Here is an 18,249-nt window from a genome sequence, read left to right on the forward strand (position 1 = left end):
GTCCTGTGTCCGTATCTCTCGGAGCAGTGTCGCTAAATTTCATCATCAGATCGAAACCTTGCTGGAATGAGTCGCCTTCGCTACAGTGACTCCACTCACACCCGGCCCCCGGTCGATCACACGGGGTCAGGGTGCGGGGTGGACACCGATCAGCAACAGGCATCGCGGCGGTGACGATCACCGCGGTTCAGCGAACTTCATGGCGACACTTCGTTCCCCGAAGGGATGGACAGATGTCCGTACCGCAGTACCGGAAGGCTGCGGCGTTGGCGCTCGTGGCCGGGCTCAGCCTCACGGCGTGCTCCACCAAGAGCGACGCCGGCGACGACGCGAGCGGCAAGGTCACCATCACCGTCGACTGCCAGCCGGTCGGCGCGCAGAAGGAACTGCTCCAGAACTGGAACGAGGACGTCGCCGAGTTCCAGCGGCAGAACCCCGACATCGTGGTCAAGAGCGTCAGCGTCGGCGAGCAGTGCAACAACCCGCCGGACTTCACCGCCCGTCTGGCCGGCGGCACCGTGACCGACGTGTTCTACGGGTACATGACCGATCTCCAGCAGGTGCTCGACTCCGGTCAGGCGATGGACATCACCGCGCACGCCACCGCCGAGACCATCCCGACCTGGGACAGCGTCGACCCGGCGCTCAAGGAGGTCTTCACCGACGACGGCAGGCTCTACGCCGTACCGGTGAAGAACTACTCGATGGGCCTGGTCTACAACAAGGCGCTGTTCCAGCAGGCCGGGCTCGACGTGAACAACCCGCCCAAGACGTGGAGCGAGGTCCGGGAGGCGGCCAAGAAGATCTCCGCCCTCGGCAAGGGGATCGCCGGATACGCCGAGTACAGCGCCGGCAACACCGGCGGCTGGCACTTCACCGCACTGCTCTACTCGCAGGGCGGCCAGGTGCTGACCGAGGACGGCGGCAAGGCCGCCTTCAACAGCCCGCAGGGCCGCCAGGTCCTACAGAACCTCAAGGACATGCGGTACGGCGACGACAGCATGGGCGACCGCCAGTTGCTCCAGTGGGGTGACCTGCTGACCAACGCCGGTGCGGGCAAGGTCGGCATGTTCGTCGGCGCGCCCGACACCACCCAGGCGATCGTCAGCCAGTTCCAGGGCAGGTTCGAGGACTGGGCGATGGCACCGCTGCCCGGTCAGAACGGCACGGCGCTGGGCACGCTCGGCGGTGGCGAAGGCTACTTCTTCAAGAAGGACCTCACTCCGGAACAGGTCAAGGCCGGTCTCAAGTGGATCGCCTACCAGAAGCTGACGCCGGGCAAGGGTCAGCTCGACTACGCCCGCGCCAAGCCGCAGAACTACCCGGTCGGTCTGCCGCAGCCGCTGCTGTTCACCAACGGCAGCGACGCCCAGAAGCAGGAACTCGAACTGCGGAAGGCGAACGCGAACGTGGACACCGCGAACTTCGCCATCTTCGAGGCCAACCCGGTCCCGATCAAGGGCGAGCCACGCAACGCGCAGGCGATCTACGCGGTCCTGGACGCCGCGATGTCCGGGGTGCTGACCAACCGCAACGCCGACATCGACGCGCTGCTCAAGACCGCCGAGGACAAGGTCAACCAACTCCTCGCCGCGCAGGGCTGACCCGTACGGGCGGGGGTCGGCGAACGGCCCCCGCCCCGCCCCGCCGTACCGCCCAGGTCGTCCCACCCCCACCAGGAGTTGCCTTGGCGATCACCGCTGCCCCGGCCGCCACCCGAGCCCCGGGGCGTACCAGCTCACCGGTCCCGACCGGGCCACCACGGTCCAGCCTCGGCCGCAAGGTCCGGGACAACCTCACCGGGCACGCGTTCCTCATCGGTGCGGTGCTCTGCTTCGCGGTCTTCTCCTGGTACCCGATGGTCCGGGGCGTGGTGATGAGCTTCCAGCGCACCCGGCGCGGCGAGACCACCTGGGTCGGCTGGGACAACTACCTGCGCATCCTCGACGACCCCAGCTTTTGGACGGCCTGGCAGAACACCTTCTACTTCACCGGTCTCGCGCTCGTCCTCGGGTACGCGGTGCCGTTCTTCGTGGCGGTCCTGCTCAACGAGTTCCGGCACGCCCGGGGATACCTGCGGATCCTGGTCTACCTGCCGGTGATGCTGCCGCCCGCATCGGCCCTGTTCCTGTTCAAGTTCTACGCGTACGACCCCGGCGACGCCGGGCTGTTCAACGCGATCCTCAAGGGGCTGGGCCTGCCCACTTCGCAGTGGATGCAGTCCCCGGAGATGACCGTACCGGCCATGGTCATCGCGTCGACCTGGATGAACATGGGCAGCGCGGTACTGATCTACCTGGCTGCCCTGCAGAACATCCCCGGTGAGCTGTACGAGGCCGCCGAACTCGACGGCGCCGGGATCTGGCGGCGCATCCGGCACGTCACCATCCCGCAGACCCGACTGATCCTCGCCCTGCTGGCGATGCTCCAGATCGTCGCCACCATGCAGCTCTTCATCGAGCCGCTGATCCTGGCCAACGGCGCGGGCGCGGAGGACTCGGCGACCTCGGTCGCGTACCTGATCTATCAGCACGGGTTCTTCCAGAACGACCTCAACGGTGCCGCCGCACTCGGCGTGATCATGCTCGTCGTGCTGGCCGGCTTCTCCGCCGTCTACCTGCGGCTGACCGCGAAACAGGACTAGGACACCGACGCCATGGCACAGGACTCCGGCACCCGCACCCTCATCTCGCAGGCGCAACTCCGGCGCGGCCCCGGCCGGACGATCTACTGGACGCTGCTCGTCGTCGTGGTCATCGGCTTCACGCTGGTCTTCCTCGGGCCGCTCTACTGGATGGTCACCGGCGCGCTCAAGTCCGGTCAGGAGATCGCGCAGACCCCTCCGTCGCTGTTCCCGCAGGACCCGCAGTGGCGCAACTACGCCGACGCGTGGCACCACCTGGCCCTGGCCAAGCTGCTGTTCAACACGTTCTACTACGCCGCCGGGGCGGTACTGTTCCAACTCGTCTTCGACACCGCCGCGGCGTACTCGCTGTCGAAACTGCGGCCGGTGCTCGGCTCCGCGATCCTCGGCCTGATGCTGGCCACGCTGATGATCCCGGCGATGGTCCTGATCGTCCCGCAGTACGTCACCGTGATCGACCTGCCGATCCTGAACATCAGCCTGCTCGACTCACCGTTCGCGATCTGGCTGCCGCTGGTCGCCAACGCCTTCAACATCTTCCTGCTCAAGCGGTTCTTCGACTCGATACCGGAGGACCTGATGTCGGCGGCCCTGATGGACGGGGCGACGCCGCTGCGCACCCTCTGGTCGATCGTGCTGCCGATGTCCCGTCCGATCCTCGGCGTGGTCTCGATCTTCGCGGTGACCGCCGTCTGGAAGGACTTCCTCTGGCCGAAGCTGGTGATGCCCTCACCGGAGACCCGGACGGTCAGCGTCGGCATCTACGCCTTCGCGGGCGGCACGCCGATGAACGTGGTCATCGCCGCCTCGGTGATCGCCGCGATACCGACGGTGGTCATCTTCCTGATCTTCCAACGGAACATCATGTCCGGCCTGACCACCGGCGGACTCAAGGGCTAGCCCCCAAACGCAGAAAGCAGGTGCTCGTGTCCCCAGCAGACAGCGGTCCGTGGTGGCGAGGCGCGGTGATCTACCAGGTGTACCCCCGGAGCTTCGCCGACGGCAACGGTGACGGCATCGGCGACGTGGCCGGCATCCGATCCCGGCTGGGCTACCTCGCCGCGCTCGGTGTCGACGCGATCTGGTTCAGCCCCTGGTACCCCTCGCCGATGGCCGACGCCGGGTACGACGTGGCCGACTACCGTGACATCGACCCGGTCTTCGGCACGCTGGGCGAGGTGGAGGCGTTGATCGCCGAGGCGCACGCGGTCGGCATCCGGACCATCGTCGACGTGGTGCCGAACCACTGCTCCGACGCCCATCCCTGGTTCCAGGCCGCGCTGGCCGGCGGCCCGGACGCCCCCGAGCGGGACCTGTTCTGGTTCCGCCCGGGCCGGGGCCCCGACGGTGACCAGCGACCGACCGACTGGGTCGGCGAGTTCGGCGGCCCCACCTGGACCCGGACCACCGACCCGGACGGCCGCCCCGGTGACTGGTACCTGCACCTGTTCGCCCCGCAGCAGCCGGACTTCAACTGGGACCATCCCCGGGTCCGCGCCGAGTTCGAGGACATCCTGCGCTTCTGGTTCGACCGGGGCGTGGACGGCATCCGGATCGACTCCGCCGGGCTGCTGGTCAAGGACGGCACGTTGCCCGAGGTGACGGCCGACCGGCCACACCCCTTCCACGACCTCGACGGGGTGCACGAGATCTACCGGGGCTGGCGGCGGATCGCGGACGCGTACCCGGGGGACCGGGCCCTGATCGGTGAGGTGTGGTTGCCCGACCGGCAGCGGTTCGCCGCCTACCTGCGGCCGGACGAACTGCACGCCGCGTTCAACTTCGACTTCCTCGGCTGCGCCTGGGACGCCGCCGCGTTGCGGGAGAGCATCGACGGCACGCTGAACGCCCACGCCCCGGTCGGCGCACCGGCCACCTGGGTCCTCTCCAACCACGACGTCACCCGGCACGTCACCCGGTACGGCCGGGCGGACACCACGTTCAGCTTCGCCGCCAAACGCGAGGGCATCCCCACCGACCTGGAACTGGGCACCCGCCGGGCCCGCGCCGCCGCGCTGTTGTCCCTGTCGCTGCCCGGTGCCGCCTACGTCTACCAGGGCGAGGAACTGGGTCTCTGGGAGGTCGAGGACATCCCCTACGAGCTGCGTCAGGACCCGATGTGGGAGCGGTCCGGGCGGGTCGACCCGGGCCGGGACGGCTGCCGCGTACCCCTGCCGTGGTCCGGTGAGTCGCCGCCGTTCGGTTTCAGCCCGGACGGCGCGCCGGTCGCGCCGTGGCTGCCGCAACCGGCCGACTGGAAGGACCGCACCGCCGACGCGCAGGCCGGCGACGACCGGTCGATGCTGGAGCTGTACCGCGCCGCCATCGCCGTCCGCCGCGCCGAGCCGGCCCTCGGCGACGGCCCGATGACCTGGCTGCCCGCCCCGGACGGGGTGCTGGCGTTCCGGCGGGACCCCGGTTTCGCCTGCGCGGTGAACCTCTCCCCGGTGGCGGTGCCACTGCCGCCGCACACCGAGCGGCTGCTCGCCAGCGGGCCGCTCGACGACGACCTGCTGCCGCCGGACACCGCCGTCTGGCTGCGGACCGCGCCCCGCTCCGCCTAGGGCACGGTCCCGGTGTCGGCGGCTCCGTCCCGCCGCCGACACCGGGACCGGCGACGACGAGGAGGTGACCGCAGCACCGGCACCACGAACACGGGGGTATCTGGCCACCTGAGGAAAGGGAGAGCGCCGCTCATGGCCGACCACACCGTTCCGCACCATCCCCACCCACCCGGACACCGGTTCCGTACCGCGCTGGCCGCGCTCACCGGTACCACCCTCGCCGCCGCCTCCATCACGGTCGTCACCCTCGCCGGGACCGCGACCCCGGCGCGGGCCGCCGGACTCAGTCCGTTCGACATCGTCGGGCGGGGTGCCACCGTCCCGTTCGTCGAGCACGAGGCCGAGAACGCCGCGCACACCGGCACCCGGATCGGCCCGGACCGCCGCTACGGCACGCTGCCGTCCGAGGCCAGCGGCCGGGAGGCGGTCACCCTCGACGCGGTCGGGGAGTACGTCGAGTTCACCCTCACCGCGCCCGCGAACGCGGTGACGTTCCGCTACAGCCTCCCGGACAACGCCGCCGGCACCGGCCGGGACGCCACGATCGACCTGCGGGCCAACGGCACGCTGGTCAAGCCGGTACCGGTGACCTCGAAGTACGGCTGGTACTACGGCGGTTACCCGTTCAACAACAACCCCGGCGACGTCAACCCGCACCACTTCTACGACGAGGCGCGGACCCTGTTCGGCACCACCTACCCGGCCGGTACGAAGATCAGGCTCCAGGTCTCGTCGACCGCGCAGTCGCCGACGTTCACCATCGACCTGGCCGACTTCGAACTGGTCGCCGCGCCGATCACCAAGCCGGCGAACGTGCTCGACGTGGTCACCGACTTCGGTGCCGACCCGACCGGCGCGACCGACTCCACCGCCCGGTTCCAGGCCGCCGTCGACGCCGGGAAGGCCCAGGGGCGTACGGTCTGGATCCCGCCGGGCACCTTCACCCTCTGGGACCACGTCGTGGTCGACGGGGTGACCCTGCGCGGGGCAGGGCCGTGGCACTCGGTGCTCGGCGGCCGGCACCCCACCGACCGCAAGCGGGCCGCCGGGATCTACGGCAAGTACGTCACCGGCGGCGGATACCGGGGCGAGATCCGGCCGCACGAGGCCGGTGGGCCCAGCCGCAACGTGGTGCTGCGCGACTTCGCCATCATCGGTGACATCCGGGAACGCGTCGACGACGATCAGGTCAACGCCATCGGCGGGGCGATGTCGGACTCGGTGGTGGACAACCTCTGGCTCCAGCACACCAAGGTCGGCGCGTGGATGGACGGGCCGATGGACAACTTCACCATCCGCAACAGCCGGATCCTGGACCAGACCGCCGACGGGGTGAACTTTCACTGGGGAGTCACCAACTCCACGGTGACCAACACCTTCGTCCGCAACACCGGGGACGACGCGCTGGCGATGTGGGCGGACACCGTGCCGAACGTGGGCAACTCGTTCACCCGCAACACGATCGGCGTGACCATCCTCGCCAACCACCTGGTCACCTACGGCGGCCGGGACATCCGGATCACCGACAACGTCACCGCCGACTCGGTCACCAACGGTGGTGGCATCCACGTGGCCAACCGGTACACCGGCGTGCAGGGGCCGACCGCGGTGGCCGGCACGATCACCGTGGCCCGAAACACCCTGATCCGCAACGGCAACTCCGACTACAACTGGCGGTTCGGCGTCGGGGCGATCTGGTTCTCCGCGTTGAACGAGCCGCTCCAGGGCGCGTCGATCCAGGTCAGCGACACCGACATCCTGGACAGCTCGTACGCGGCGCTGCACTGGATCGAGGGCGTCAGCAGCGGCATCAGCTTCAGCAACGTCCGTATCGACGGCACCGGCACGTACGCGCTCCAGGTGCAGGCGCCCAGCCAGGTCTCCTTCACCAACGTACGCGCCACCGGCGTCGCCCAACCCAACCCGATCCACAACTGCGTGGGCAGCGGTTTCCAGATCACCCAGGGTGCCGGCAACTCCGGCTGGTACTCCGCCAACCCGTACTGCGGTCCGTGGCCCGAGCCGCAGTGGGGTGGCGGCCCGACGAGCCCCCCGCCCACCACTCCGCCCCCGACCACGCCTCCTCCGACCACCCCGCCGCCCACCACCCCGCCTCCGACCACGCCGCCGCCGGGCGGGAACCTGGCCCAGGGCCGGACGGCCGTCGCGTCCAGCCACAACCAGACCTACCAGGCGGGCAACGCGGTGGACGGCAACCCGGGCAGCTACTGGGAGAGCGTCAACAACGCGTTCCCGCAGACGCTCACCGTCGACCTCGGCGCGGCCCGTTCCGTCGACCGGGTCGTGCTCAGGCTCCCGAGCGGGTGGGAGCGGCGCACGCAGACGCTGTCGGTGCTGGGCTCGACCGACGGCACCTCGTGGACGACGCTCGCCGCCTCGGCGGGACGGGTCTTCGACCCGGCCACCGGCAACACGGTGTCGATCAGCCTGCCCGCCGGTGACCGCCGGTTCGTCCGGGTCAGCGTCACCGGCAACACCGGCTGGCCCGCGGCGCAGATCGCCGAGTTTGAGGTGTACGGCAGCACCCCGCCGCCGACCACCCCACCGCCCACCACCGGGCCACCGACCGGCAACCTGGCCCAGGGACGGCCGGTCGCGGCGACCAGCCACGTCGACGTGTACGCGGCCGGCAACGCGGTGGACGGCAACGCGGGCACGTACTGGGAGAGCGTCAGCAACGCCTTCCCGCAGACCCTCACCGTCGACCTCGGCACCGCCCGTCGGGTGGGCCGGGTGGTCCTCAAGCTGCCGCCGTCGTCAGCCTGGCAGACCCGTACCCAGACGGTGGCGGTCCTCGGTTCCACCGACGGCACCACCTGGACCACGCTGGCCGCCCCTGCGGGCCGCACCTTCGACCCGGCCACCGGCAACACGGTGTCGATCAGCCTGCCCGCCGGTGACCGCCGGTTCGTCCGGCTCAGCGTCACCGGCAACACCGGCTGGCCGGCGGCGCAGATCGCCGAGTTCGAGGTCCACGCCACCTGACCCGTGGGTGGGCCCCGCACGCCGAAGCGGGGCCCACCCACGCCGCAAGAGCGCCACCCGGTAACGCCTCTCCACACCCCCCGGAAGAAGGTGTCGATCCCCCATGTCCAGATTCCGTACCCGGCTGACCGCCGTGCTCGTCGCGGTCGGCCTCGTCCTCACCGCAGCACCCGCCCCACCGGCCGCCGCAGCCGGTGGACCCAACCTGGCCGCCGGTCGCGCGGCCACCGCCAGCAGCGTCAACGGCGCGTTCGTCGCGGCCAACGTCACCGACGGCAACGCCGGCACCTACTGGGAGAGCAGTGGTGCCCTCCCGCAGTGGGTGCAGGTCGACCTGGGCTCCGCCCACTCCGTCGACCAGGTCAAGCTCAAGCTGCCGGCCGGCTGGGAAACCCGTACCCAGACGCTGTCGGTGCAGGGCAGCACCAACGGCAGTACCTTCGCCACGATCGTCGGGTCGGCGGGCCGCGCCTTCAGCCCGGCCGGCGGCAACACCGTCACCCTCGACTTCCCGGCCACCAGCACCCGGTACGTCCGGATCGCGATCACCGCGAACAGCGGCTGGCCCGCCGCCCAACTGGCCGAGCTGGAGGTGTACGGCGCGGTCGCGTCCTCGACCAACCTGGCGGCCGGTCGGACCATGTCCGCCAGCGGCCACGCCGACGTCTACGTCGCCGGCAACGCCAACGACGGCAACCAGACCAGCTACTGGGAGAGCCCGAACAACGCCCTCCCGCAGTGGATCCAGGTGGACCTGGGCGCCACGGTCACCATCGACCGGCTGGTGCTCAAGCTGCCCGCCGGGTGGGGCGCGCGTACCCAGACGGTGACCGTGCAGGGCAGCACCACCGGCACGAGCTTCACCACCCTGGTCGCCTCCGCCGGATACGCCTTCAACCCGGCCAGCGGCAACACGGTGACCATCACCGTCGGCTCGGCGGCCACCCGCTACGTCCGCCTGCTGGTCACCGCGAACACCGGCTGGTCGGCGGGGCAACTGGCCGAGTTCGAGGTGTACGGGCCGGCCACCGGTGACACGCAGCCGCCGTCCGCGCCGACGAACCTGGCGTTCTCCGAGCCGGGGAGTGGGCAGGTGCGGTTGACGTGGTCGGCGTCGACGGACAACGTCGGGGTGACCGGGTACGACGTGTTCGCCAACGGTGTGCTGCGGGCGAGTGTGTCGGGGACGACGTTGGTGTACACGGACACGCAGTCGGCGGGTGCGACGGTGTCGTACTTCGTCCGGGCCAGGGACGCGGCGGGCAACGTCTCGGCGAACAGCAACACCGTCACCCGCACCGGCAGTTCCGGCGACACCCAGGCACCCACCGCGCCGACGAACCTGGCGTTCTCCGAGCCGGGGAGTGGGCAGGTGCGGTTGACGTGGTCGGCGTCGACGGACAACGTCGGGGTGACCGGGTACGACGTGTTCGCCAACGGTGCGTTGCGGGCGAGTGTGTCGGGGACGACGTTGGTGTACACGGACACGCAGTCGGCGGGTGCGACGGTGTCGTACTTCGTCCGGGCCAGGGACGCGGCGGGCAACGTCTCGGCGAACAGCAACACCGTCACCCGTGCCGGCAGCACGCCCGGCGGCACCAACCTGGCCGCCGGCAAGCCGGCCACCGCCTCGTCGATGGTGCACGTCTTCGCCGCGGCCAACGCCGTCGACGACGACGTCACCACCTACTGGGAGGGTGCGCCGGGCGCGTACCCGAGCACGCTGACGGTCGCCCTCGGCGCCAACGCCAGCGTCAGCGCGATCGTGGTGAAGCTGAACCCGGACCCGGCGTGGGGTCCGCGAACCCAGACCTTCTCGGTGCTCGGCCGGGAGCAGTCGGCCTCCGGCTTCAGCACGCTCGTCGGCTCGGCGAACTACTCGTTCAGCCCGGCGGGCAGCAACACGGTCACCATCCCGGTCTCGGCGACCGCCGCCGACGTGCGGCTCTCCTTCACCGCCAACACCGGATCCTCCAACGGGCAGGTCGCCGAACTCCAGGTGATCGGCACCCCGGCACCGAACCCGGACCTCACCGTCACCACGGTGACCTCCGCCCCGGCCAACCCGGTGGAGACCGACCAGCTCACGCTCACCGCCACCGTGCGCAACGCGGGCACCCTCGGCTCCGGCGCGACCACGGTCGACTTCGCCCTGGACGGGACGAAGGTCGGCCAGGCGAACGTCGGCGCGCTCGCCGCCGGTGCGTCGACGAGCGTGTCGACCACCATCGCCGCCCGGAACGCGGGCAGTTACCAGCTCAGCGCCACGGTCGACCCGGCCAACACGGTCATCGAGCAGAACGAGGGCAACAACTCGTACACCAACCCGACCCGGCTGACGGTCGCTCCGGTGGCCAGCTCCGACCTGGTCGCCTCGGCGGTCACCTGGTCGCCGGGTACGCCCAGCGCGGGCGCCACCGTCCGTTTCACGGTGACCGTGCGCAACCAGGGCACCATCGCCTCGGCGAGCGGCTCGCACGGCATCACGCTGACCGTGCTCAACGACGCCGGTACGGCGGTGCGGACACTCACCGGCTCGACGGGCGGCGGCATCGGCGCGGGCGTCACGGCGAGCCCGGTCGACCTGGGCACCTGGACGGCGGCCAACGGCCGGTACACCGTCCGGGTGGTGATCGCCGCCGACGCCAACGAACTGCCGGTGAAGCGGGCCAACAACACCAGCGAGCGTCCGCTGTTCGTGGGGCGCGGCGCCAACCTGCCGTATGACCACTACGAGGCCGAGGAGGGCTCGGTCGGCGGCGGCGCCCAGGTGATCGGGCCGAACCGGACCATCGGTGACCTGGCCGGTGAGGCGTCCGGCCGCCGGGCGGTCACCCTCAACACCACCGGCGCGTACGTCGAGTGGACCACCAAGGCACCGGCCAACGCCCTGGTCACCCGCTTCTCCATCCCGGACGCCCCGAACGGCGGCGGGATCACCTCGACGTTGAACATCTACGTCAACGGGGTGCTGCACAAGCCGATCAGCCTCACCTCGAAGCACATCTGGCTGTACGGCGCCGAGGCCAGCCCCAGCGACTCGCCGAGCGCCGGGCCGCCCCGGCACCTCTACGACGAGGCGAACGTACTGCTCAACTCCACCATCCCGGCCGGCAGCCGGATCCGGTTGCAGAAGGACCCGGCGAACACCACCACGTACGCCGTCGACTTCGTCAACCTGGAGCAGGTGACGCCCCGGGAGAATCCGGACCCGGCGCGGTACCGGGTGCCCAACGGGTTCAGCCACGCCGACGTGCAGAGCGCGTTGGACGCGGTCCGGATGGACACCACCGGCAACCTGGTCGGTGTCTACCTGCCCGCCGGCACGTACGAGACCGCGCAGAAGTTCCAGGTGTACGGCAAGGCGGTGAAGGTGGTCGGCGCCGGCATGTGGTTCACCCGGTTCCAGACGCCGTCGTCGCAGCAGAACACCGACGCCGGGTTCCGGGTGGAGCCGAGCGCCAGCGGGTCGACCTTCTCCCACCTGGCGTTCTTCGGCAACTACACGGTCCGGCAGGACGGGCCGGGCAAGGTCTGGGGCGAACTCAAGGACGTCGACGACCTCACCCTGGACAACGTCTGGGTCGAGCACATGGTCTGCGCGTACTGGGGGGTGAGCGTCAGCGGCCTGAAGATCACCAACAGCCGCTTCCGGAACACCTTCGCCGACGCGGTGAACCTGACCAACGGCAGCACCGACAACCTGGTCAGCAACTCGGAGGGCCGCTCCAACGGCGACGACGCCTTCGCGTTGTTCTCCGCGACCGACCAGGGCGCGTCGACCGGTAACCACGGCAACGTATTCGAGAACCTGACCGCCACCTTGACCTGGCGGGCGGCCGGGATCGCGGTGTACGGCGGCTACGACAACGTGTTCCGCAACCTCTACATCGCGGACATGCTGACGTACTCGGGCATCACCATCAGCTCGCTGGACTTCGGGTATCCGTTCGTCGGATTCGGATCCAGCCCACCGACCCGGTTCGAGAACATCTCGTTGGTCCGGGCCGGTGGCCATTTCTGGGGCGCGCAGACCTTCCCGGCGATCTGGGTGTTCTCCGCGTCGAAGGAGTTCCGGGGAATCCGCGTCAGCGACGTGGACATCGTCGACCCGACCTACTCCGGCATCATGTTCCAGACCAAGTACACCGGCAGCCAACCGGAGAACCCGATCACCGACACGGTCTTCACCAACGTGTCGATCAGCGGTGCCCGGCGCAGCGGTGACGCCTTCGACGCCAAGTCGGGCTTCGGGATCTGGGTCAACGAGATGCCCGAGGCGGGTCAGGGCCCGGCGGTCGGCTCGGTCACCTTCACCAACCTGCGCCTGAGCGACAACTGGCAGGACATCCGCAACACCACGTCCACCTTCACCATCAACCGCAACTGACCCACCCCCCCACCCTCACGTCGATCATGGAGTTGTGGCACCCCCGAGAGCTCACAGAAGGGGCAGAAGGGACGCCACAACTCCATGATCGCGGGGCGTGTCGAGGTGCGGCCTGCCGCCGTCGCCACCGTTTCGTCCCAAGCGACCGGTTTGCGACCGCGTAGGGCGGGAAGTCGGTACGGGTGCGAGCGTTGTTGACGAAGATCGAGCAAGCGTCCGGGCTGGACCGGTTCGGTGACCGGTTGCAGCGAGCGGTGCAGGGCACCCTGCGCGGGCAGCGGGTCCGGGACCTGCTGCACGGCGTCTGGCTGGGCCATCCGCTGCACCCGGCGATGGTGCAGGTGCCGGTGGGCTCGTGGGTCAGTGCGGCGATCCTGGACCTGATGCCGGGCCAGCGCCGAGCCGCCACCACGCTCACCACGATCGGCACGGTGAGCGCGTTGCCGGCGGCCGTCGCCGGGCTCAACGACTGGGCGGCGCTCTCCCGTGACCAGCGTCGGGTCGGCCTGGTGCACGCCGCCTCGAACACCGTCGCGCTGGTCCTCTACTCCGGCTCGGTGGCCGCGCGGTTCGCCGGCCGCCACCAACTCGGCCGTACGCTCGGCTGGCTCGGGCTTGGCGCGGCCGGTGCCGGCGCGTACCTGGGGGGACACCTGGCGTACAAGCAGGGTGCGCAGGTGAACGTGAGCGTCTCGGACCTGCACCTGATCAGCGACGGCTGGCACTCGGTCGCCGAGATGGCCTCGCTGCCGCAGCGGCAACTGGTGACCCGCAAGGTGGACGACGTCTCGGTGATCCTCTATCGGCACGGCGACGACGTCACGGTGATGCTGGAACGCTGCCCGCACCAGAGCGGACCGCTCGGCGAGGGCGAGGTCACCGAGATCGACGGCCACGCCTGCGTGGTCTGCCCGTGGCACGGCAGCACCTTCCGTCTCAACGGCGGCGAGGTGGTGCACGGGCCGTCCTCGAACGACCAGCAGACCCTGCCGACCCGGGTGGTCCAGGGCCGGGTGGAGGCCCGACTGCCGTAAGGCGGTGCCACCGGTGACGCCGTCCGGCACCGGCGGGACCACCCGAGGGCGGCCCGCCCCAGCGGGTGCGAGCGCCCCCGGTCAGTCCCTGCGGGAGTGCGACGGGCCCGGTCAGTCCTTGCGGTGGCGGCCGACCGGCAGCTCGGCGGGCGGACCGCTCCGGACCGGCTGCCGGGCGGCGGCCACGGGCACCGGTCGACGCCGCAGACCGAGCACCGCACCGATCTGCGCCCCGACGATGCTGGCCACGGCGAGCACCGCGGAGATGGCGAGCGGACGGTTCACCCGGTCCGGTTCACCGGCCCGTGCCGCACCCACCGTCACCACCGGCGGGTGCCCCTCCGGTGCCTCGTCGTGCGGTGCCGGTCGTCCCTGTGGGGTGGCGGCGGGTGGCGGCGTGGGCGCGGCGGACTGCGGCTGCTCGCCGTCCGGCTTCGACGGCGTCGGACGCGACTGCTCGGGCGCGGGACGGGCCTGCGCACCGACCAGCCGACCGGTGGCGTGCGGCCGGGCACCCTGGTCGTTCGCGTCCGACGGCAGCGTGATCAGTTGACCGGGGCGGATCCGGTCCGGGTCCCGCAGTCTGTTGAGCGCGGCCAGCTTCCGATAGTCCTCGAAGTCGTCCAGGTAGCGGTCGGCGACCTTGCCGAGGTAGTCGCCCTTCGCCACCCGGTAGACCGGCGCGTCGGCCGTCGCGCGTTCCGTCCCCGAGGTCACCGGCTCGTACGCCGTGGCCGGCCCGGCCAGCGTCGCCGGTGCGGCGAACGTCGTGGCTGCCGCTGCCGGCGCGGAATAGCTGGGCGCGGTGTACGCCGTGGTGGCGGCGGTGGCCGCCGGGCTCGCGGCGATGATCAACGCGACCGAGCCGACCAGGGCCGCCGCCGCCCGTTGTTGCCGACCCATCCCGGGCAACCGGGGTGCCGGGCGGCGCAGCGACTGCGCGCCCAACTCCACGAGCACCGACAGCGCGAAGGTGGCCCAGCCGAACCACCCGACGATCGCCAGCGCCCGCAGGAAGAGCTGCCCGTCGTCCCGGCTGGTCAGCGTGGTGCCGATCTCGGCGAGTGTGGGCACGTGGTCCGGAAGCGGATTGCCGGCGAACGCCAGTAACGCGATCGGACCGCCGACCAGCAGCCCGATCAGCACCACCAGCGCGCCGAATCCGGTCAGCACCCGACCGACCCGCCGTACGGCGGTGCCACCCGATGCGGCCATGGCTACCTTCCTTCCCTAGGGAGCCCCGGTCAGCGCCCGCGCGGTCGCCTCACCGGAGACGGTGACGGTGTTGGAGAAGCCGAAGAGGCCGAGCATCGCCCGGCGGTAGGTGACGGACACCCGTACCCGGATGACGGTCTCGCCGTCGACCACCGGGAAGGTCACCGCGTGGCTGTTGACCCCGGCGGCGGCGAGGTAGTCCGCGACGGCCGACCGGGCCTCGGTCTGGTCGATGCGTTTCGGACCGCCCTCGATGGCGGTCGCCAGGTCGATGGCCTGGCCACCGGTCCGGGCCGCCTCGGCGGCCAGGTTCTCGGCGCGTTGCAGCGTGCGGAGCTGACCGGCGCCGTCGAACGCCATGCCGATGATGCCGAGTACGCCGATCATCGCCACGGCGAGGAAGATGCTCACCCGCCCGGCGTCGCCCCGCCCGGCCGTCATCCCCGGCTCCGGTAGCGGTCCAGCGGCGAGGTGAACGACACGGTGACCCGGTTGCCGTCCGGCATCCTCAGTGCGGAGATCTTGATGTCCTGGTAGGACACCAGGCAGGTGATCTCCACGGTGACCGCCGCGTCCTGCCCGACGGAACTGCGGAACGCCTCGTCGAAGGTGGTGGACCGGCCGTCGACGGAGCCGCTGAACTCCACCTCCGGCAGGCGGGAGCAGGAGACCCGCCGCCAGTCGAGCTGGCGGCGCGCCGCGTCCCGGGCCGCGTCGCGGGCCGAGGTGGCGTCCCGTGAGATCGAGGCCGCCCGCGCCGCGTCGTGCGCGGCGGCCTCCAGCGCCTCGCTCGCCATCGCGGTACGCCCGGCGACCCCGCCCAGCACCATCAACGCCACGAAGGCGGGTGCCAGCACGGCCACCTCGATCGACACCGAGCCCCGGCTCACGGCGGATTCGTCCATCGTTCTGCGGTGCCGTGCGCGGTCTGCCGCACCGAGAAGCTGACCCCCGGCACGATCGAGAGCGACCGACCGGTCACCGTGCAGGTCACGTCGGTCGCCGTGACGGCGCAGTCCGGACCGGGGTCGTCCCAGTCGACCAGCCAGTCACCGGCCTGGGCGAGGAAGCGCGTGGCGCGTTCCTCGCCGGCACCCGCCGGGGCCTGGTCGAGCCGCTCGGCGTTCACCCCGCTCTGTGCCGCGTGCAACGCGGTGGAACGGGCCACGAAGACGGCGGCGACCTGGATGGCGGCGAAGACCATCAGCAGGATCGCCGGCAGCGTCACCGCCAACTCGACCGGATTCCCGCCCCGCTCGCCGTCGCCGGGCAGCCGACGGTGCCGGACGGCCGCGACCGCCCGGCACCCGCCGGCGAACAGGGCACGGCGCATCGGTCAGGGCGCCGTCGGGTTCTGGTGCCTCGGGATGTTGCTCATCCAGTCGTTGGCCGCGCCGAGGGCCGCGGCGGTGACCGCCATCGCCACGGCCACCAGGCCGAAGATGATCACTGCGGTCGGGACCGGGCTGTCGCCACGGTCACCGCGCAGCTCGGACAGGCGGATCCGGAGTGCGACGTGCGCGCGGGTCATCCGCGTGCCCACCGCGTCGCTGAGGTCGGTCAGTCGCGCTCCCAGCGCGACGTCCCGGTCGGTGTGGACGGACATCGGGGCTCCTTCGGTCGAGGTCGAGTGTCAGAGGCGGGCGAGGAAGGGATAGATGGCGAAGCCGAGCAGGACGAAGACCAGCAGCGCGCCGGGAATGTCGAGCCGGCTGGTCACCCCCTCGGCGCGGGCCAGGTTGTCGGTGCGGATCTGGTCGCGCAGCGAGTCGGCGCGGCTGCGCAGCGTCTCGTGCACCTGGGCGCCCTCGCTGCCGGACGAACGCATGATCGCGCCGACGTCGCCCAGCTCCGGGATGCCGATCCGGTCGGAGAGGTCGCGGAGTTCGTCCCAGGGCGAGTGCATCTGCATCTGGGCCATCCGCAGCGCCTCGGAGATCCGGTCGAAGACCCAGCCCTCGCAGATGGCGGCGGCCCGCTCCAGCGACTGCACCGGGCCGTGCGCGGCGGAGAGCTGCAAGGCGACCAGGTCCAGATAGGTGCAGACCGCCTGCCGGAACTCGTCCCGGGCCGCGTCGGCGCGGGCGATCAGCGACCGGTGCGCGACCAGGGCGCAGAGCACTGCCAGACCGATGCTGCCCAGCACCGGCACGGTCAGCGGCAGCGAGACGCCCACGGCGAACAGCGTGAAGCCGAGCAGGGCCGGTGCGGCGAGTCCGATCAACGCGGACAGCAGCAGCGAGAGGGCGTACTGCTCGGGAGTGCGGTCGAGCAGGGCCAGTTGCCGGTGCGGCGGACGCAGCCAGCGGGCCAGCCCGGTCAGCCAGTCCAGCCGGCGGTCGGCCGGGGCGAGCCGGGCCGTCCCCGGCGGCTGGTGCAGCCGACGCAGCGCCGGACCCAGCGCCGGGGTCGCCGGGACCAGCTCACGCACGATCAGGAAGACACCCAGCCCGACCACGGCACCGCCGAGCACGGCGATGGTGAGGTGCAGGTTCACGCCACCACCTCCCGGGGATCGGGGGCGGGCAGGAAGCGGACCGGTCGCGGCGGCTGGCTCATCGACCGCACCCAGGCCAGCAGGCCGACGAAGGCGGCACCGAGCACCGCCATCACCACCTGGCCGAACGGCGTGTCGTACGGCTGCACGTATTCGCGGTTGAGCAGCCCGTACGCGATGGTGGCCAGGGTCATCCCGGTCAGGAAGCGGACCGCGAAGCGGGGTTGGGTGCGCTTGGCCTCGATCTCGCGCCGGGTGGCGACCTCGGCGGACGCCGCCGAGGCGATCGAACCGAGCACGTCGCCGAGGCGTTCGCCCCGGTCGGTCAGGTGCAGGATGAGCGCCGCCACCACCTGGTCGCAGACCGGGTCACCGATCTCGTCGGCGAACGCCAGCAGGGCGGAGCGGGCCAGCCAACCGGCCTGGAGCCGGGCGGCGAGCAGGCGTACCTCCTCCTGGATCTCCTCCGGGGCGGTGCCGACGGTGCCGATGATCGCCTGCTGGAGGCCCTGTCCGGTGGAGGAGACGTCCTTGAGCCGGCGGGTCCACTCGCCGACCGCCTCGATCCGGGCGATCGCCCGCCGCTCGGCCCGTCCGACCGAGAACAGCCAGGGCGTGCCGGGCACCGCCACCGCGACCAGCAGCCCGACCACCGGCAGCCCGGTCACCAGGAACGCCAGTGCGCCCGCGACCACCGCGCCGATCAGCAGCGCCTGGTGGGTCTGCTGTTCGCGCAGCGTGGTGCCGGAGCCGCGCCACAGCCGACCGAGCCCCGGACCCGCGCCGGGTGCGGGACCGGGCGGACGGCGGGTGCCGACCAGCGCGACGACCGTGAGCACCAGCCCGGCCACGCAGGCCGCCCCGGAGACCACCGCGATGAGTTGGATGTTGTCGAGCAC

Annotated in this window: 14 protein-coding genes; 7 read left to right on the plus strand and 7 right to left on the minus strand. The window is 71.1% G+C overall.

Annotation, left to right across the window (positions count from 1 at the left end):
* Positions 1-233: 233 nt before the first annotated feature.
* From ACIBMZ_RS08455 to ACIBMZ_RS08485, 7 genes are all read left to right on the plus strand, one after another.
* Entirely contained in the window at positions 234-1,604 is a 1,371-nt protein-coding gene (locus tag ACIBMZ_RS08455; RefSeq protein WP_396691943.1) for an ABC transporter substrate-binding protein, read from the plus strand.
* Positions 1,605-1,687: 83 nt separating this feature from the next.
* Complete coding sequence (locus ACIBMZ_RS08460; protein WP_396691944.1) at positions 1,688-2,644, plus strand: carbohydrate ABC transporter permease; 957 nt, start codon at positions 1,688-1,690, stop codon at positions 2,642-2,644.
* Positions 2,645-2,656: 12 nt separating this feature from the next.
* A complete protein-coding gene (locus tag ACIBMZ_RS08465; RefSeq protein WP_396691945.1) occupies positions 2,657-3,544 on the plus strand; it encodes a carbohydrate ABC transporter permease in 888 nt (295 codons plus the stop codon).
* Positions 3,545-3,570: 26 nt separating this feature from the next.
* Entirely contained in the window at positions 3,571-5,208 is a 1,638-nt protein-coding gene (locus tag ACIBMZ_RS08470) for a glycoside hydrolase family 13 protein (RefSeq protein ID WP_396691946.1), read from the plus strand.
* Between the two features lie 132 nt (positions 5,209-5,340).
* The gene (locus tag ACIBMZ_RS08475; protein ID WP_396691947.1) at positions 5,341-8,214 is read left to right on the plus strand and encodes a discoidin domain-containing protein; all 2,874 of its coding nucleotides are present in this window, start codon (positions 5,341-5,343) and stop codon (positions 8,212-8,214) included.
* Between the two features lie 103 nt (positions 8,215-8,317).
* On the plus strand, positions 8,318-12,604 hold the full coding sequence (locus ACIBMZ_RS08480) for a discoidin domain-containing protein (RefSeq protein WP_396691948.1): 4,287 nt from the start codon (positions 8,318-8,320) through the stop codon (positions 12,602-12,604).
* 182 nt (positions 12,605-12,786) lie between these two features.
* Entirely contained in the window at positions 12,787-13,638 is an 852-nt protein-coding gene (locus ACIBMZ_RS08485; protein WP_396691949.1) for a Rieske 2Fe-2S domain-containing protein, read from the plus strand.
* 111 nt (positions 13,639-13,749) lie between these two features.
* On the opposite strand, the gene ACIBMZ_RS08490 is transcribed toward ACIBMZ_RS08485, so the two are convergent.
* The 7 genes from ACIBMZ_RS08490 to ACIBMZ_RS08520 form a co-directional block, all read right to left on the minus strand.
* Positions 13,750-14,853, minus strand: a complete 1,104-nt coding sequence (locus ACIBMZ_RS08490; RefSeq protein ID WP_396691950.1) for a LysM peptidoglycan-binding domain-containing protein — start codon at positions 14,851-14,853, stop codon at positions 13,750-13,752.
* 15 nt (positions 14,854-14,868) lie between these two features.
* Complete coding sequence (locus ACIBMZ_RS08495; RefSeq protein WP_396691951.1) at positions 14,869-15,294, minus strand: pilus assembly protein TadG-related protein; 426 nt, start codon at positions 15,292-15,294, stop codon at positions 14,869-14,871.
* Entirely contained in the window at positions 15,291-15,758 is a 468-nt protein-coding gene (locus tag ACIBMZ_RS08500; protein WP_396691952.1) for a TadE/TadG family type IV pilus assembly protein, read from the minus strand. Before ACIBMZ_RS08500 ends, ACIBMZ_RS08495 begins: the two co-directional genes overlap by 4 nt.
* On the minus strand, positions 15,740-16,186 hold the full coding sequence (locus tag ACIBMZ_RS08505; RefSeq protein WP_396691953.1) for a TadE/TadG family type IV pilus assembly protein: 447 nt from the start codon (positions 16,184-16,186) through the stop codon (positions 15,740-15,742). The genes ACIBMZ_RS08500 and ACIBMZ_RS08505 overlap by 19 nt, the downstream gene beginning before the upstream one ends.
* Before the next feature lie 3 nt (positions 16,187-16,189).
* Complete coding sequence (locus ACIBMZ_RS08510; RefSeq protein ID WP_396692694.1) at positions 16,190-16,384, minus strand: hypothetical protein; 195 nt, start codon at positions 16,382-16,384, stop codon at positions 16,190-16,192.
* Positions 16,385-16,486: 102 nt separating this feature from the next.
* The gene (locus ACIBMZ_RS08515; protein ID WP_396691954.1) at positions 16,487-17,350 is read right to left on the minus strand and encodes a type II secretion system F family protein; all 864 of its coding nucleotides are present in this window, start codon (positions 17,348-17,350) and stop codon (positions 16,487-16,489) included.
* Positions 17,347-18,249 carry a type II secretion system F family protein gene (locus ACIBMZ_RS08520; RefSeq protein ID WP_396691955.1) on the minus strand — a complete coding sequence of 301 codons (903 nt, stop codon included), beginning with the start codon at positions 18,247-18,249 and terminating at the stop codon, positions 17,347-17,349. The genes ACIBMZ_RS08515 and ACIBMZ_RS08520 overlap by 4 nt, the downstream gene beginning before the upstream one ends.

The sequence above is a fragment of the Micromonospora sp. NPDC049900 genome, from assembly GCF_044461025.1.
In the GTDB taxonomy this organism is placed as follows: domain Bacteria; phylum Actinomycetota; class Actinomycetes; order Mycobacteriales; family Micromonosporaceae; genus Micromonospora.

Coding starts and splice junctions, on each gene's coding strand:
- ACIBMZ_RS08465 (WP_396691945.1), top strand. CDS start 2,657: ATGGCACAGGACTCCGGCACCCGCACCCTCATCTCGCAGGCGCAACTC.
- ACIBMZ_RS08475 (WP_396691947.1), top strand. CDS start 5,341: ATGGCCGACCACACCGTTCCGCACCATCCCCACCCACCCGGACACCGG.
- ACIBMZ_RS08455 (WP_396691943.1), top strand. CDS start 234: ATGTCCGTACCGCAGTACCGGAAGGCTGCGGCGTTGGCGCTCGTGGCC.
- ACIBMZ_RS08490 (WP_396691950.1), bottom strand. CDS start 14,853: ATGGCCGCATCGGGTGGCACCGCCGTACGGCGGGTCGGTCGGGTGCTG.
- ACIBMZ_RS08500 (WP_396691952.1), bottom strand. CDS start 15,758: ATGGACGAATCCGCCGTGAGCCGGGGCTCGGTGTCGATCGAGGTGGCC.
- ACIBMZ_RS08480 (WP_396691948.1), top strand. CDS start 8,318: ATGTCCAGATTCCGTACCCGGCTGACCGCCGTGCTCGTCGCGGTCGGC.
- ACIBMZ_RS08505 (WP_396691953.1), bottom strand. CDS start 16,186: ATGCGCCGTGCCCTGTTCGCCGGCGGGTGCCGGGCGGTCGCGGCCGTC.
- ACIBMZ_RS08495 (WP_396691951.1), bottom strand. CDS start 15,294: ATGACGGCCGGGCGGGGCGACGCCGGGCGGGTGAGCATCTTCCTCGCC.
- ACIBMZ_RS08510 (WP_396692694.1), bottom strand. CDS start 16,384: ATGACCCGCGCGCACGTCGCACTCCGGATCCGCCTGTCCGAGCTGCGC.